General features: G+C 70.1%; 10 protein-coding genes. 7 read left to right on the top strand and 3 right to left on the bottom strand.

Features of this window, described 5'->3' with window-relative positions; genetic code table 11:
• Nucleotides 1-1,417 precede the first annotated feature (1,417 nt).
• The 4 genes from ACYQ8Q_RS44595 (at nt 1,418) to ACYQ8Q_RS44580 (ending at nt 6,428) form a co-directional block, all read left to right on the top strand.
• On the top strand, nt 1,418-2,683 hold the full coding sequence (locus ACYQ8Q_RS44595; protein ID WP_460073888.1) for an AAA family ATPase: 1,266 nt from the start codon (nt 1,418-1,420) through the stop codon (nt 2,681-2,683).
• A gap of 187 nt (nt 2,684-2,870) precedes the next feature.
• Complete coding sequence (locus tag ACYQ8Q_RS44590) at nt 2,871-4,565, top strand: transposase (RefSeq protein ID WP_460073919.1); 1,695 nt, start codon at nt 2,871-2,873, stop codon at nt 4,563-4,565.
• The gene (locus ACYQ8Q_RS44585; protein ID WP_460073885.1) at nt 4,562-5,305 is read left to right on the top strand and encodes an AAA family ATPase; all 744 of its coding nucleotides are present in this window, start codon (nt 4,562-4,564) and stop codon (nt 5,303-5,305) included. Before ACYQ8Q_RS44590 ends, ACYQ8Q_RS44585 begins: the two co-directional genes overlap by 4 nt.
• 13 nt (nt 5,306-5,318) lie before the next feature.
• On the top strand, nt 5,319-6,428 hold the full coding sequence (locus ACYQ8Q_RS44580; RefSeq protein WP_460073882.1) for a hypothetical protein: 1,110 nt from the start codon (nt 5,319-5,321) through the stop codon (nt 6,426-6,428).
• A 20-nt stretch (nt 6,429-6,448) separates the two neighbouring features.
• Here ACYQ8Q_RS44580 and tpg (ACYQ8Q_RS44575) read toward each other — a convergent pair whose 3' ends face one another.
• Nucleotides 6,449-7,003: a telomere-protecting terminal protein Tpg gene (gene tpg / locus ACYQ8Q_RS44575; RefSeq protein ID WP_460073879.1), complete on the bottom strand. Its 555-nt coding sequence runs from the start codon at nt 7,001-7,003 to the stop codon at nt 6,449-6,451.
• A 273-nt stretch (nt 7,004-7,276) separates the two neighbouring features.
• Here tpg (ACYQ8Q_RS44575) and tap point away from each other — a divergent pair, with 273 nt between their 5' ends.
• The 3 genes from tap to ACYQ8Q_RS44560 all read left to right on the top strand — a co-directional run bounded on the left by tap (nt 7,277) and on the right by ACYQ8Q_RS44560 (nt 10,893).
• A complete protein-coding gene (gene tap / locus ACYQ8Q_RS44570) occupies nt 7,277-9,499 on the top strand; it encodes a telomere-associated protein Tap (RefSeq protein WP_460073876.1) in 2,223 nt (740 codons plus the stop codon).
• 9 nt (nt 9,500-9,508) lie between these two features.
• On the top strand, nt 9,509-10,066 hold the full coding sequence (tpg, locus tag ACYQ8Q_RS44565; RefSeq protein ID WP_460073873.1) for a telomere-protecting terminal protein Tpg: 558 nt from the start codon (nt 9,509-9,511) through the stop codon (nt 10,064-10,066).
• Between the two features lie 113 nt (nt 10,067-10,179).
• Entirely contained in the window at nt 10,180-10,893 is a 714-nt protein-coding gene (locus tag ACYQ8Q_RS44560) for a TIGR02391 family protein (protein WP_460073870.1), read from the top strand.
• 42 nt (nt 10,894-10,935) lie between these two features.
• Here ACYQ8Q_RS44560 and ACYQ8Q_RS44555 read toward each other — a convergent pair whose 3' ends face one another.
• Both ACYQ8Q_RS44555 and ACYQ8Q_RS44550 read right to left on the bottom strand, forming a co-directional pair.
• Nucleotides 10,936-13,440, bottom strand: coding sequence for a helicase associated domain-containing protein (locus tag ACYQ8Q_RS44555; RefSeq protein WP_460073867.1), 2,505 nt, complete (start codon nt 13,438-13,440; stop codon nt 10,936-10,938).
• Entirely contained in the window at nt 13,440-14,309 is an 870-nt protein-coding gene (locus tag ACYQ8Q_RS44550) for a hypothetical protein (RefSeq protein WP_460073865.1), read from the bottom strand. The genes ACYQ8Q_RS44555 and ACYQ8Q_RS44550 overlap by 1 nt, the downstream gene beginning before the upstream one ends.
• Between the last annotated feature and the right edge of the window lie 573 nt (nt 14,310-14,882).

Here is a 14,882-nt window from a genome sequence, read left to right as displayed (position 1 = left end):
ATCGTGCCCCCGCCTGTTGTGCAGAGGTCGCCGCTCCCTGGGGTGTAGCGCCCCCCGGCACCATAGCTGCATATCCTTCACTATTTGATCATAAGTTCTGTGGATTGCTGGACCCTTGAGGGTGTGCCGTCTGTGGCGAACGGATGTAGTGGCACCCCCACAGATGTAGCGTGCAACGGATGATAGGGGGAGGTGAGCCCAGTCGTCATCGTTTCCGCAGGTCGGCTGCCGAAGAGAGCAGTGCCCCCTGCACCGGTTGGGTGGGGCAGTTCAATCCTCCACGCGACTAGCCCGACTGCGCTCACTCCGCACCCAAAGGCATTTAAACCTCGAAGTTCAAGTTTTCACCCTAATGAATCAATTGGCCTGACTGTGCGAGCTGTGTATGACGTCTCCAGTGAAATCTGGCGCAGGGAAGATGTGCTCTCCACGGCGCAGGGCCGCTGGACGGACAGTGCGGTGCCGCCACCGAGGTTCCTCCGCCCCGTTGACGACGCAACGTTTACCGCATGCCACTGACAATGGCCCCGCGCGCCCCGCCCAATCGAGACTCCCCTTCGACGGAGGACACCGCTCAAGATCGGAACGACGACAGTCGACGGCTCCTGCTCGGCTGGCGAGAGCTCGTACGGGACCGTGTGGGCGAGGTCTCCAGCTCCTCGCCGGACAGGTCGTCCAACTCGATGAGCATGCGGCTCAGTCCTGCGCCGGCAGCCATGCCGGCGACGGGCGCGTTGGTTGAGCGCCTGCGCCAAGGCAGAACGTCCGCGCTGCAGACCGGCCGTCTGGTGCGGGAGATCGGTGCGCGCTGGCGTCCCCGAACAGGCTGAAGCCCTTCAGCGACGCGGCCGTGACTGTGCGGGGCCTGAGGTGAGGGCATGGGCTGGATGCACTGCCTCACGCCGAACAAAGGCGCTGGCGCATCCAGCGCTGCTCCGCGCACGCCGTCCCCCACGGCACCGCCAATCTGGCACTGGCCGGATGGCAGGTCTTTGATCCCCTTCTGCACGCCGAGCACCTGTGTACCGATCTGCCCTGTCCACCGGCACACGACAGCAGAGAGCGATGACGATGCCGCACCACGCCCTGGAAGTCGTCCTGACCCGCCCTCTGAGCTCAGCCGAACTCCGTGAAGCCTGTGAGTGGGCGGTGGGGTGGCGGCGGGTGGGTGTCAGCGGGATCGCGGTGTGGATGTCCTGGTAGGGGGTGTGGGTCGGGTTGTGGTCGCTGTCATGGGGTGACCAAGCGGATGTTGTGGTGTGGCTAGCAGGTTGGTTGCTGGCTGTCATGGCTTTCGCTGTTCCTATGTGAGGGGCTGGCGGGGTCGGGTGGGCTGGGCTGTATGACGGTTCAGGGGGTTTCGGCGGGTGGGGCCGGGGCGGGATCGGCTGCTGTTGTGCCGGCCGGGGGTGCGCCGTTGGCGCGGGGTGTGGTGGTGCGGCGGCTTCTTGCGGTGGATGGGGAGGGGACGCTGTCGCGGCTGCACGTGCGGATCGCGGCGGAGTTAGCGGGTGTGTCGGAGCGGACGGTGTGGCGGTGGCTGGCCGATGGGCGCCGGGGCCATGTCGAGGCGCGGCCGCGGCAGGACGGGTTTTCGCTGAGCGACGCCTTGTGGGAGGTCCTCGCGGAGGCGGGCGGGAACGTTGCGGAGTTGCGGCGCAGGATGCTCCGGGCCCAGGAAGAGGGGGCGTTGGAGGGGTGGGGTGCGCAGTGTGTGCCCTCGCTGCCGACGTTGCACCGCGTGATCAAGCGGGATCTGGGGGCGGGCCGGGTTCTTGAAGTAGCTCGTCCGGCTGGGGCCCGGGCTGGGCTGGAGCCGAGCCGGTATGACCGGGCACTGGCGGATTTGGGGCTCGTGGACGGGGCGGGTGGTCCGCTTGTTGTCGACGGGCCGCCCGCCGACGTGCCGGTGGCGGAGGGCGCCGCGGATGCGGGGGTGCGGGGCGGCGGTGTGCGGTTGTACGTGCCGGGGGCCCGGCTGGTGTCGACGCGGCAGGTGGCCGGTGTGGCGGAGGCCGTGGGGCATACGGTCGCGGCCCGCGGAATGTGCTGTGTGTACGGGGATACGGGCCTGGGGAAGACGGTCGCCGTCGAGCAGGCTTTGCATCTTCTGCCCGGCCGGGTGCCGGTGTGGCGGGCGGTGGCCGGTGTGGCGCCCGGTCTGCCGCAGTTGCGGGCCTCGCTGTGTGAAGCGCTCGGGCTGCCGCCGGGGGCGCTGCCGCACCGGGCCGGGCCGGCCAGCCAGGCTCTGATGCGGGCCCTGGCCGAGCCGGGTGTGCTGTTCATCGATGACGTCCAGCGGCTGACGCCGCCATTGCTGGATTATCTGCGGCAGTTGTGGGACGCGCCGGGCTGTGCGGCGGCGCTGGTGCTGTGCGGGGCTGGAAGCGAGCGGGCCCTCGCCCGTGCTTCGGCGCTGCGCTCGCGAGTGCTGACCTGGCATCAGGTCGGCCGGCTTGAGCCGTCTCAAGTGCCGCAGACGCTGACTCTGTTCCATCCCGTATGGGCGCAGGCGGACCCGGACGACCTTGTGCGGGCGGACGAGCAGACGGCGCGCGGCAATTTCCGCACGTGGGCGAAGATCACGTCGCATGTCTACGCGGCCCGCGAGCGCGGCCCCGTAAGGCGTGTGGATCGGGAGTTGATCGAGCAGGCCTGCGCGCGTCTTGGCCCCTACCCGTGACGGTCCGGGCTGCTCGAAGGGCTCGTGTACGGGGCCTTCACCTGTTCCAACGGGGTGAAGGAAGGCGGTTCCACGGAAGCGGATGAGAACGAAGGAGCATGGGGTGGACGGACAGCCGCTGGCGCCGCCGCAGGATCCGGCTGGTGTTCTGGGGGAGGAGTCGTTGACGGCGTTGCGGGCGCCGGCGGTGCGTCGTCTGCTGGCGCTACGCGCCGAGCGGCGGCTGTCGCGGGAGCATGTGCGCCTGGCCGGGGAGTGCCTGGGCGTGTCGGAGCGGACAGTGTGGCGGTGGCTGGCTGAGGCCTCCCGGTCGCCCGGGGATGCGATCCGCCCTGGGGAACGCAGCGGTGAGCGGTTCGAGATCACCAGGGAGATCCGGGTGCTGCTGGCGTACTGGCATGGCAACGCCTCCGCGGTCCACCGCCAGCTGGTGGCCCGGGCCGAGACCGGCCCGGACGGCTGTGACGGTCAGCCGACGGCGTCTGAATCCGTGGCTTCCCCCGCGGGCGCCCCGCCTGCTGCGGTGCCGTTGCTGGACCCGGTGCCGTCGCTGTCGACGTTCCTGCGCGCGGTGCGTCGTGATCTCACGGTGGGGGAGCGGGCCGGTCTTGCCGCGGGACCGGACGCGGCACGCGCGCACGACGTCTTCGGCAAACGGGCGGCCTCCTGGCGTAATCACGTGTGGGAGGCCGATCACGTCCAGGCACCGCTGCTGGTCGATGCCGACGGCGACCTGGTGCGCCCGTGGGTGACGTGGTTCATCGACACCGCCACCAAAGTGATCACCGGCACTGCGATTACTCCTGGCGTTCCTTCCCGCGCCTCCGTGCTGGTCGCGCTGCGCGCCGCTGTTTTGCGTGAAGATCCCTACGGCCCTGCGGGAGGGACACCGGAGCAGGTGCGGGTGGACAGGGGCAAGGACTTCCTGTCGACCACCGTCACCGCGGCGTTCGGCACGATGGGCGTGACGGTGAAGGACCTTCCTGCCTACAGCCCCCACCTCAAGGGCACGGTGGAAAACCTCAACCGGGCCGTCGACCGGATGCTGTTCGCGGCCCTGCCCGGCTACACCCTCACCCCCGCCAAGCCCCGCTCCGGCCGGCGACGCAAAGACGCGGGCCGCAAGCCAGAGACGTCCGGTGCCATGTCGTTTCAGGACTTCACCGCGGAAGTGCTGGCCTGGACACACTGGTGGAACACCGAGCACCGGCCCCAGGCGCTGTCCGGCCGCACGCCGCTTGAGGCATGGCAGGCCGATCCGACTCCCGTCACGGACGTCCCCGCCCCCGACCTGTGGACCTTCACCCTCGAGGACGACAGCCGCCCGCGGAAGCTGACCAGCCACGGCGTGCGGTGGCGCGGGCGCACCTACATCGCCCCATGGATGACCGGCCAGGCCGGCCGTAGCGTCACAGTGCGCTATATGCCGCACCACGATCACGAGATCGACATCTGTGACGCGCGCGGCACGTATCTCGGGCCTGCGCACCTCGCGGACGCGGCCACCCCCGAACAACTCAGGGCCCTGCGCACAGCCCGTGCGGAGCGTGCCCGACGTCTGCGCGCGGAGGTGAAAGCCGCCGAGACGCTGCGCCGACAGCGCTTCGCCCCAGCCACCACGGCCGGGCCGGCCCAGCGGCTGGGAGCCCTCACCTCCGCTCAAGCCGGGCGTGAACTGGCCGCCGTTGAGCACACCGACGCCTCGAAGCTGGCGCTGCCGGACCTCATCCCGCCCGCCGCGCCCCCGGCCGACTGGCGCACCCCGCCTTCCCTTGCCACCCGGACCGCGCCCGGCCGGCCTGCTCCCCTCCCCGCCGAACCTGCCGCCGACGGCCCGCCCGGCCCGACCGCACCGACCGCTGAAGACGGAGACGCCTCGTGACCGCGGCCACCTACCAGTACGTCGACCTGCCCGATGCGTCCGTGGTCACCACCCGCGCCCTGCTCACCGCCCGGGAGAACATCACCGACACCGTCGCCGCCCGCGCCATGATGTGCATCCACGGCGGCGCCGGCTTCGGCAAGACGCTCGCCGTCAACATCTGCCTGCGCGGCCTCGAACCGCACGAGGACATCCGCAAGATCACCTTCCGGGCCCGTCCCACCGCCCGTGCGGTGCGCTACGAACTGTTCACCGCGCTCGACCTGGCCGGGGAACCGCCGCGCCACCCCAGCGAGTTCGACCGCCTGCTGAAAACCGCCCTGGCCGAACGCCCCCGCACCTTCCTCGTGGACGAGGCCCAGTGGCTCAATGGGGAGGCGTTCGAATACTTCCGCTACCTGTGGGACGAACCCGCCACCCAGCTCGCGGTCATCTTCGTCGGCGGGGAGGGCTGCCACACCGTGCTGCGCCGCGAACCGATGCTGTCCTCCCGCATCTTCATCTGGCAGCACTTCACCCGCCTCACCCCCAGCGAAGTTCTCGAGGCCATTCCCTTGTTCCATCCGATCTGGGCCGAGGCCGACCCCGACGACATCACCTTCGCCGACCAGCACGCCGCACACGGCAACTTCCGCGCCTGGGCCCAGCTGACCGCCCACACCCGCACCGCCCTGACCCGCACCGGCCGCCCCCGCGTCGACCAGGAACTGCTGCGCTGGGCCTTCAGCCGCCTCGCCTGACCACCACGCCGCCATGCAACTCGCCGTGCCACCGCCCGTCGCCGTGGTCATCGACCCGCGCGACGACGCGATCTACACGCACACGGCCCTGGCCGCCCACCATCCGCCGTCCGGCCGGATCACCCTGCACCCCGGCCCGGGTACCACCAGCGAAACCGGCCTCGCCCACGACCTTCTGGCCGCCCTGGGCAAACCGCCGCTGCTCCCGGGGCGTTTCCCGGCCGGCCGTCAGCCCGCCTGGGAAGCCGCTGCCGCATGGATGACCGCTCTGCCCGTGAACCGGCTGACCGTCCTGCGCGCGCACCGCCTCACCGCCCGCCGCACCGAACACCTCCTGCAGTTGCGTGCCATCACTGGTATCCACTTGACCCTGGTCTGCCACTGCCCCCACCTGCCCGCCGCCCTGCTCCAGGCCCTGCAGGCGGCTGACTACTCCGTCACTGCCGACTTCCAGGCCGCCCGCCGCCACTACTACGGCACGACCGCTCCCGTACCCCAGTCTGTCGACGAGCCTGCCCAGGCGGGCAACCGGTGGCTCACCCTGCCCGTACTGGAGCGCCTGGTCTCCTACGACAGCCCCACCCCCTGCACCGCCCCGTGTACGCCACCGCCGATCGTCTTCCGGCACCGCCCGCCACCGACACCCCTCACCGAGCAGACAGCCCGGGAAGTCTCCCGGCGCCTGGCCGACGTGACCGCCCATCCTCGCTTGGCCGCTGCCCTCACCGCCGCGCTCTTCACCGGTGCCTCCTTCCAGCAACTCGCCACCGTCCGCCCCGGCGACTACGACGACACCGCGGCCACCCTGGCCCTGCACGACCGCGCTCGCTACACCGACGGCTGCGCCACCCACCGCGTACCGCCGTGGGCGCGCGTCTTCCTGAAGGCAGCCGTGTGCTTCGCCCGGCTCGCGCCCGCTCAGGACCAGCATCTGCTGGGCGGCCCCCACGACCGCACCCACCTGCTGCGCCTGGCCGAGGCGGCCAGGCTCCGCCCGCCCCAGCCGCCTGTCGGCCAGCGCACCGGCTGTGCCGGCAGCACCCAGTGGGACTGGCGTGAACGCAAGGAAGCACAGTGCTACGACGCGATGCTGACACGGCACCAGGTCCCGCCCTCGTCCTGAGCCCGAACCCAGGCGCACGGTCAGCCGATGGAGAAATCCGCGAACTCCACGTCGGTGAAGGCGATCCCGAGACCGTGGGCACGCAGGCCTCCGTCACGGAAGTAGGCATGCCCCAAAGCACGGGCGAGGATCACCATCTGCTGCTGCTCGCCCCCGCCGGCGTCCCGGGCGGCGAACAGCTCGCGGGCCACTTCTCCTGACAGGTACTGGGTTATCAGCCGTACCCGCGGATCGTCCGACGAGCCTGCCGGAGCGGCGAATCCGAACCGCGCCCTGGTGTGAAAGACAAACCCGTCGGCCTCGGCCCGGGCCCGCAGACGGGCACGCACCCGAGGCTGCCACCGTGCCCTGACGGCCTCATCGATCAACCCCGCATGCACAGCACTGGGGCGGCGGCGCACTCCTGGACGGGTGGTGACCCACCTCTGCACCGTGCGCTGGGAGATCCCCAGGAGGGCGGCCACGTTCTTCGTGGAGTTCTTCTCCGTCTTGAGCAGGAAACGCACAGCGGCGTCACGCGTGGGCACGGGACGGGTCAGCAACGCCTGTTCGAGCCCCTTGACGATCTCACCCATGCCAACCCCCGACCGTTCTGCCACCTCGATGGCCGGTGCATGGCCGCCGTCTGCTCTCCCAGATCTCTCACACCAGGCCGCTTGCCCCGGCCGGTTCAGGCATAGCCAGGACACCACTGCCTGCCCTCGGCTAAAGGACGTGAAGGAACCCAAGCCCCCGGAGGCGTCTCGTGGGGTGGGTAACCGTGGACTCCCACCACCGTTCACGGCATCCGTACGCGTTTCGTACGCGAAAGGTGCGCTTCACGCTAGGGTCGGGGCAGGAGGTACTGTATGTCCGAGCTGTTCGACGCGGTCGATGCGCTCATCGCGTCCCGCTCCCCGTTGCCGCCCCCGGCGGAGCGTAAGCGGCTGCGCCAGGCGCACGGGCTGACGCTGGACGAGGTGGCCGCCGCACTGCAGGTGCGGCGCGCGACGGTCAGCGGCTGGGAGGCGGGCAAGACCGAGCCGCGGCCGCCGGAGCGCGACGCATACGCCCGCATGCTCAAGCAGCTCGCCCAGCTCTACCCCGCCGACCCCAGCGCTGCGGCGCCGGCTGAGGACACGGCGGTCCCCGCAACGCCTGCCGCTGCGGCGGCTCCTGCTCCATCGGCAGCTGACCCGACCCGGGCCCACGCTGACTCCGAGCCTGCTCGCAGGATCACTGCACGCCGCTCCGTCGGCCCTGCCGCTGTACCGCGTCCGGCGGCCACGACCAGGCCGACGTCGCGCGGTCCGGCCGCGAAGAAGGCCGCCCCCGCCAGCACCTCGGCAGGCGGGACCGACGCAAGGTTCGAGAATGGTCCGCTTGCGGTCGTCGACGTCGACGCAGAGGGTCAGGTGCTGGCGTACTGCGTCGGCGGCCTGGTCCTGGACGTACCGGCGAAGTCGATCCCGGCCCTGGTGGAGTGGACGCTGCGCGAAGGGCGGCTCGGCCAGCCGAAGTTGTCCGGGCCGGGGAAAGACGCCGACCCGCTGGTCGTGCTGACCGGGGCTGCGTGCGAGCGCTACGGCCTGCCCGTCACGCTCACCAAGGAGGAGCGCCTGGCCGGCCGGCTGCCGGAGGGCCACAAGGTCATCAAGCAACTGACGCGCGCCGACTGGCAGCTGACCAAGCGCGGGTTCGGGCCGTGGGCGCGGATCTACCGTCCCGCGCAGGGCTCGGAGCGCTCTTGCGTGCAGTTGTGCATCCCGTCGTGGGACGCGCTCGACACCCGGCACTGGGCCGACGCCGCCCAACTACCGTCGGTCGACCTCGCGCGGCTCCTGGGCACGTATGCGGCCCGGGTGATGACGCCACGCGGCTCCACCGCTGTCACGGGCCTAGAGCTGATGACCGCCCTGCACCCGCCCACCCGTGCCTCCGAACCGGACGCGGACGGCAGGCGGCATTCCGAGCGCAACCCCGGCTCGCTGGGCAAGGACCCGGTGGACTGCGCACCGTGCGAGGCCCCCGACGGGCACCCGCTCCTCGCCGACCTGCCGCGTTTCCACCACCGCACCCCGGCTGAGGTCCTGGTGGAGGAGGCGTACGACTGGGCACGGCCGCTCACCGATGCCGAATGCCTTCGCCCCCATCTGGTGGGCATCGACGTGAACATGGCCTTCGCCGCCGGCGCGAACGGCCTCACGGTCGGCCTTGGGGCGCCGACGCGCATCAAGAATCCCGTCTTCGATGCGAAACTGCCCGGCTCCTGGCTGGTCGACCTGAGCCACGTCGACCTCTCCCGCGCGAAGGTCGCCAAGGACAAGTGGGCGCAGCTGGACGCCGAGCTGTTGCCCAGCCCGTTCACGCCGAAAGGCGAGCGCCCCGAGGGACCAGCCTGGTACGCCACACCGACCGTCGCATACGCAGTGGAACTCGGCTACGACGTGACGCCGATCGAGGCCTACGTCCGCCATGACAACGGCCGCTACCTGGACGCCTGGTACAACCGGCTGCGCGATGCCTACCTCGCCACGATGGCCGACCTCGGGGTGGACGTCGACCTGTCGCCTGAGGAGTTCCTGAAGGCAATGGACGGCCACCGGCAGCGTGACCCTCAGCTGGCGATCGTGGTGTCCGCGATCAAGGCGACCGTGAAGGGCGGCATCGGCAAGCTACGCGAACGCCCGCGCGGCGAGGGCTGGAAGCCCGGGCAGCCCTGGCGTGCCCTTGCACGGCCCACCTGGCGCCCGGACATCCGCGCCGCAGTCATCTCCCGCACCCGGATCAACATGCACCGCAAGATCGTCAAGCACGCCGCCTTCACCGGGCAGTACCCGGTCGCGGTCCTCTCGGACTGCGCCGTCTACGCGTCCGACGGGCCGTCGCCGCTGGACTTCCTGCCCTACCGGGACGGCAAGCCGCTGCCGGGCGGCTTCAAGCTCGGCGTGAACCCGGGCCTGGTGAAGTGGGAGGGCACTCAGAGCGTGCTGTGGGGCGAGGGTGTCCGCGAGCAGTTCAACGCCCCGGACCTCAACCTCGCCCGGTACATCAAGGACGGCACCGTCACCGACGCCGACACCGGGGAGTAGGAGGGGGTGATGAGCCTGTTCGGGGACGGACTGGACGCCGCGGTGCACAAGGCGTTCACCCGCGCGGCGCCCAAGAGCGCGCCCGCGCAGATGCGCTACCTGGTCAAGCAGCTCAAGGGCACCAAGGCGGTCGCCCAGATGCTGCGGATCTCGCAGCGCACCGTCGAGCGGTACGTGAAGGACCAGATCAAGAAGCCCCGTCCGGACCTCGCCGCGCGCCTGGAGAACGAGGTGAAGAAGCGGTGGCAGCCGCAGATCCGGGCCAAGGCGCGGCAGAAGGCGGCGACCACTGGCGGCATCGTCATCGACGCCCGCGCCCGGATCGGTTACACCGCGCCGATCGGGACGACGGACGAGGACCGCCTCCGGCACCTGACGGTCGCGCTGCCGCCCCGCTACGCAGCCCGCCTCTTCGACGCACAGGAGCAGGGCGCCACCGACCAGCAACTCCAGCAGATCGCCGCCGAAGCACTCAAGGAGGTGTACTTCCAGGACAACGGCCGCCGCGCCGGCAGTCTGGAAGAGGTCCGGTTCACGGACATCGAGCACCTCGAGTTCGACCTGTAGATCTCCCAGTAGAAGGGCCCGAACTGCCTTCTGGGTCGGGCCCTTCTACTGCTCCTGGCTTTGCCGAGCCTGTGAGACCGGGATTGTCGGACTCCGCTCCTAGGATGCGGTCCGTGGATCGAGACTGGATGCGACAGCGGCTTGAGGCGTTCAATGACCTGGCCCTGCGCTACGAACGAAGTACACGGCCAGGCGACTACATAGGCGATGCGGCGTTGTATGAGCAGCTCCACCGTGCAGAGCCCACGGTCAAGCAGATCCTGCGGCTCCTGGACCCGCAGCTTGCCGAAAAGATCAACCTCGATCAGATGGCAGGCGAAGACATGGCCCGCAATGAGGTTCATCGCGGCCTGGGCATCCTGGCCGACCTGGACGAATGGGCCGCCCGGCTCGTACCAGATGCACCCACCCTGCCCGCCGACCAGTTCCACCCCTGGGTGTGGGAGCCGGCCGCCCCACTGTGGGGCGCAGAGGCCCGGCAGGACGCCGTCCTGGCTGCTGCCCGCACCGTGAACCGTCGACTCCAGCAGAAGCTGGGACGCCACGACATCGGCGAGACGGACCTGTGCATGCAGGCCTTCGACATGAAGGACCCCGTCGCAGGGAAACCGCGACTGCGGTTCGACGGCGACCGCAACACGCCTACGTGGCGCGCCCGCCAGGAAGGCGCCAAGTACCTCGCGGCCGGCGCCTTCCTCGCCCTGCGGAACGTTGCCGCTCACGAGGATGCGGTGACCTGGACCGAACAGGAAGCGTTGGAGCACCTGGCGACCTTGAGCGTCCTCGCCCGCTGGATCGAACAGTGCACGGTGGAGCGCGCCACTTGAGAGCTGGAGCGGATCTGCCGGTATGGACAGGAAACCTGCGTGCTACGCCCATCGCATTCCGATCGCGGATAGCTGCTCCATGCGCTCCTTCGGCAATGACGCCGCGCGGGAGCGCTGGTTGCTGATCCAGGCACCAAGGCGGAACTGCAGTTCCCACCCCTCTTCGGAGAGCACCGTCTCCACGTGCTTGCGCGGGACGTTCAGATGGCCCTCACGCTCGTAGAACTGGGTGGCGACGGCGAGGTTGGCGGCCCACTTGTCGGCCTGCGTCTGGCGCGGCTTCGGCTTCTCGTCCTCGGTCGCGGGTGTGATCCCGAGGACCTGCTCGCACATCCACTGCTGCACAGTGGTGAGCTTGTCGAAGCCGAGCCGTTGGGTGTGCACCCATCGTCCGAGGTCCTCGCCCTGGTGCATGACCATGCCCGGCTCGGTCGGCAACTCGCCGCCGTCGTCCAGGTGCTGCCGGGTGAGGTGGAAGGCCCGCTGCCACTCCACCGGCCAGGCCGGGCACCACGAGGGGTCGATCTCCTCCAGCTGCTCGCGCCGGTCGTCGGACAGGGCGCCGGCCACCGAGCCGACCGGGAGACCCTCGGCACGCCGCTGTTCGATCTCAGCGGCCTTCCGGGCGGCGGCCCGCGCGTTCTTGAGCCAGATGCCCACCTTGGCGCCCTGGTAGGTGGCGTCCAGCGGGGCCAGGAGGTGCCCGTTCTCGGCAGCCCAGCCGCGGGCGGCGGACAGGCCCTCCTCCCACGCGACGTCGAAGTGCGACCACACCATGCCGAGCTTCTCCAGCTGCTCGATGCGGTCGGTGTCCATGTCCCCACGGGCGTAGAAGCGCCGGACGTCGGCGATCCACTGCCCCAGCGGGAAGTTCGCCAGTGAGGCCGGCCACCCCTCGGCTTCCGCCTCCTGGTCGTCGACGGCGGGCACGCGGTACGTGAACGGGACCTTGAGATCGCCGTGCTCGCGGGCGTAGATGACGGCGGCCTCCACGCCGCGCCGCCAGTGCTCGTGCTCGGGGTTGAGGACCCGCAGGTTGATGAACGCGGCCAGCTGCGCCGGGTCACGCGGCGTGGAGAACTTCAGCAGCCGCCGGGCAGACGCCGACGGACCGCCGGACGCCTTCCCCGCGCCCCTCGCCTGGCCCTGCCCGGCCTTCTGGACGGGCTTGTAGGCGCTGGCAGCCTGCTGCTGCGCCAACTGCTCCACCACCCGGGCGTCGTGCGCCCTGAGCGCCTCCAGCAGCTTCGCCAGCCCGCCGAACGCCCGGGAGGTCAGCATGTTGTCCGCCGTCTCGCCCGGCCCGAGCAGGACCGGCACCACCAACGAGGCGACCTTGCCCTCACCCGGCTGCATCCGCAGCGCACGGCCCACCGCCTGGACGAGGTCGGGCATGGAGCCCCGGACGTCAGCCCAGTAGACGGAGTCGCAGTGCTTGGTGTCGACGCCCTCGCCCAGCACCTTCACCGAGCACAGGAAGCACTTCTCCACGACCGTGCCGTCCGCGGCGATGCCCTGGGCGAACTCGCCCAGCCGACGCCGGCGGTGGAGCGGCTTGTGCTCCCCGCACAGCCAGTCCGCCCAGATCACCTTCGGGTACAGGTCGGGGTCGGCGGCGTGCAGCTGCGCGGCGACGTGGGGGAGACCGGCCGCGAACGCCTCGGCTTCCTTGACGACATGGTGGAACACGAGGGTGCGCTTAAAGTTCTCCTCCGAGGACGCCTTCAACAGCGCCGTCTGGAGCGCAGCGAGCCGGGCCCCGCGAACCTCGTCCGAGCGGCCCTCAGCACCCAGGAGCTGGGTGGCCTGGAGCTGGGTGTCGGTGATGTCCACGCACACCACCTGGTACGGCGCGCAGATCCCCCGGTCGATCGCCTCCGACAGCGTCAGCGTGTAGCAGCGGGAGCCGAACTGGCCGTCCGGATCGTCTTCCATCGACGCGACCAGCTCGCCCGGCGCACCTTCGGAGTCCTCGTCCAGCTGCCACACCCGGGGCGTGGCCGTCATGTACAGCCGACGAAGGGACGGGATCTTCTGGTTGTCGTGGACGACCGCCCAGGGCTTGCCCAGCCGACCCGACGTCCGGTGCGCCTCGTCCACCACGATCAGGTCCCAGCCCGGAAGGCCGGCCGCGTGGGCGCGCTCCAGCGTGCCCAGCCCGAGGGAGGCGTACGTGGCGAACACCGTGACCTTGTCCAACGGGCGTACCCAGTCGACCAGTTCGTCCACGTCCGTGGTGTTGGGGAAGGAGGCTTCCTCGCCTCGCAGGGAGGAGACACCGATCATCGGGCCCCGGCGGCCGGCCTCCCGCCACGCGGTCTCGGTCTGGACGAGCAGGTCCAGCGAGGGCACGAGCACCAGCACACGGCCCGCGTGGAGCTCTTCGGAGCTGCGCGCTGCGACCCGTGTCTTGCCCGACCCGGTCGCCATGATCACCTGAGTCCGCAGACCCCGCTCCGGCACAAGAGATCTTGCAGGCAATTCCAAAGCACGGAGAACAGCGTCAATAGCCTCGCGCTGAGCTGCCTCGCGCTGATTACTGGTCATCACCCGTCCTTTTCCTCCGTGCCGTAGATTTGCGTTGCGTGAGCCATTCCGTGGTGGTCCAGGTGGGCCAGTAGCAGGCGGGCCAGGGCCTGGCCGGGGAAGCTGCTGTGCAGGCGCGCGTTGCCGTCGGTGCCCTCAGTGAAGCCGAACGTGGCCTGGCTGGGGCGCAGCTGCACGACGTCCTCACCCTCTCCGAGGAAGCAGAGCTGGCCAGGGAAGACGACGGCGCGGGTGAAGAAGTCGTCCAGGACGCCGACCAGGTCCGGGCTCGGACCACCCGGCTCGCGGTCGCCCACGGCCGCTTCGGCAGCCTCCAGGACGCTGGTGAGGAACCGCCGGCGGGCGTCCTCGTGCTGACGCGTCTCGTTGGACAGGCTCTCCTCACTCACCTCCACCACCCGGTACATGCCCTGGTCCCCGTACAGCCCGTCCGGCTTCTCCAACACCTTACGGACCTTGGCGACGGCCTCCTCCACCGACCGCCCATAGGCGTAGTTCGTCGTCACAGCAGCACCCGGGTGCGCCGGATCGGTCCTCTGCGCCACGATCCGGTAGCGAATCAGCTCAGGGGCCGGCCCCGCTTCACCGGTCTCACGCTCCCAGTGCTCACGCAGCTCCTGGCGCCAGCGAAGCACCTCCGGGTCACTGTCGGGGGAGTAGGTCTCCCACCCCGCATCGGTCATGAGGTTCCAGATGCGCCGCAGCTCGGTCCGCCGGACCACCGCCAGCCGCTCCTCCGCACCGAGCGGGCGCGGCCGGTTCTCAAGGCCGCCAGCGGCCACCAGGCGCTCATGGATCTGCTGCGCCGTCAGGCCGATAACTTCACGGTGGATTTCTCTGCGTTCTTTGAAGCGCGTTTCGAAGCTCACCGAACTTGAATTCACTGGGTCTTCCTCGATTTCCAGCGGGGGCCGGTCTAGCTCCCTCGGCGCTGCTGTGTGAGTCCAGAGTCTATCTCGTGCTTCAAAGTGAAGCACTGCGAACGGTGGAAGTCCCCAAAGGTGGCTTGATCCTGCTAGGGGTGCCCTATGGACACCCCCGGAAAGTCACCCTGACAGTGGGTCACCCGCCACTCAATCACCCCTGCTCCCTGACTCCCTGCCACTCCTCCTTCGACTCCTCCGATTTGACCTGCACCCGCATTCCCGCTCACCCCCCTCTCCTTGTTGCCGCTTTCCCTTACGGCCACCCAGGGGTCGGGGGAGGTTGGGGGCCGGAGCGCAGCGGAGGCCCCTCTCCGGGCTCGGCTCGGGCGGCCGCAACGCGGGCGCTGGCGCGCGGCGCGGAGCGCTACGCGCCCAACTCGCTGGCGCAGCCAGCGAGTTGACGACCGGTCACGCAGTGACCGGGCTGGCGCTCACGCGGAGCGTGAGCGCCACGGTTGCGCGCAGCGCAACCGTTCGCTTGCTACGGGCGCAGCCCGTAGGGACCCGCTCCGCGGG

Source organism: Streptomyces sp. YKOK-I1 (genome assembly GCF_054660435.1).
This window is presented reverse-complemented; position numbering and strand designations above follow the sequence as displayed.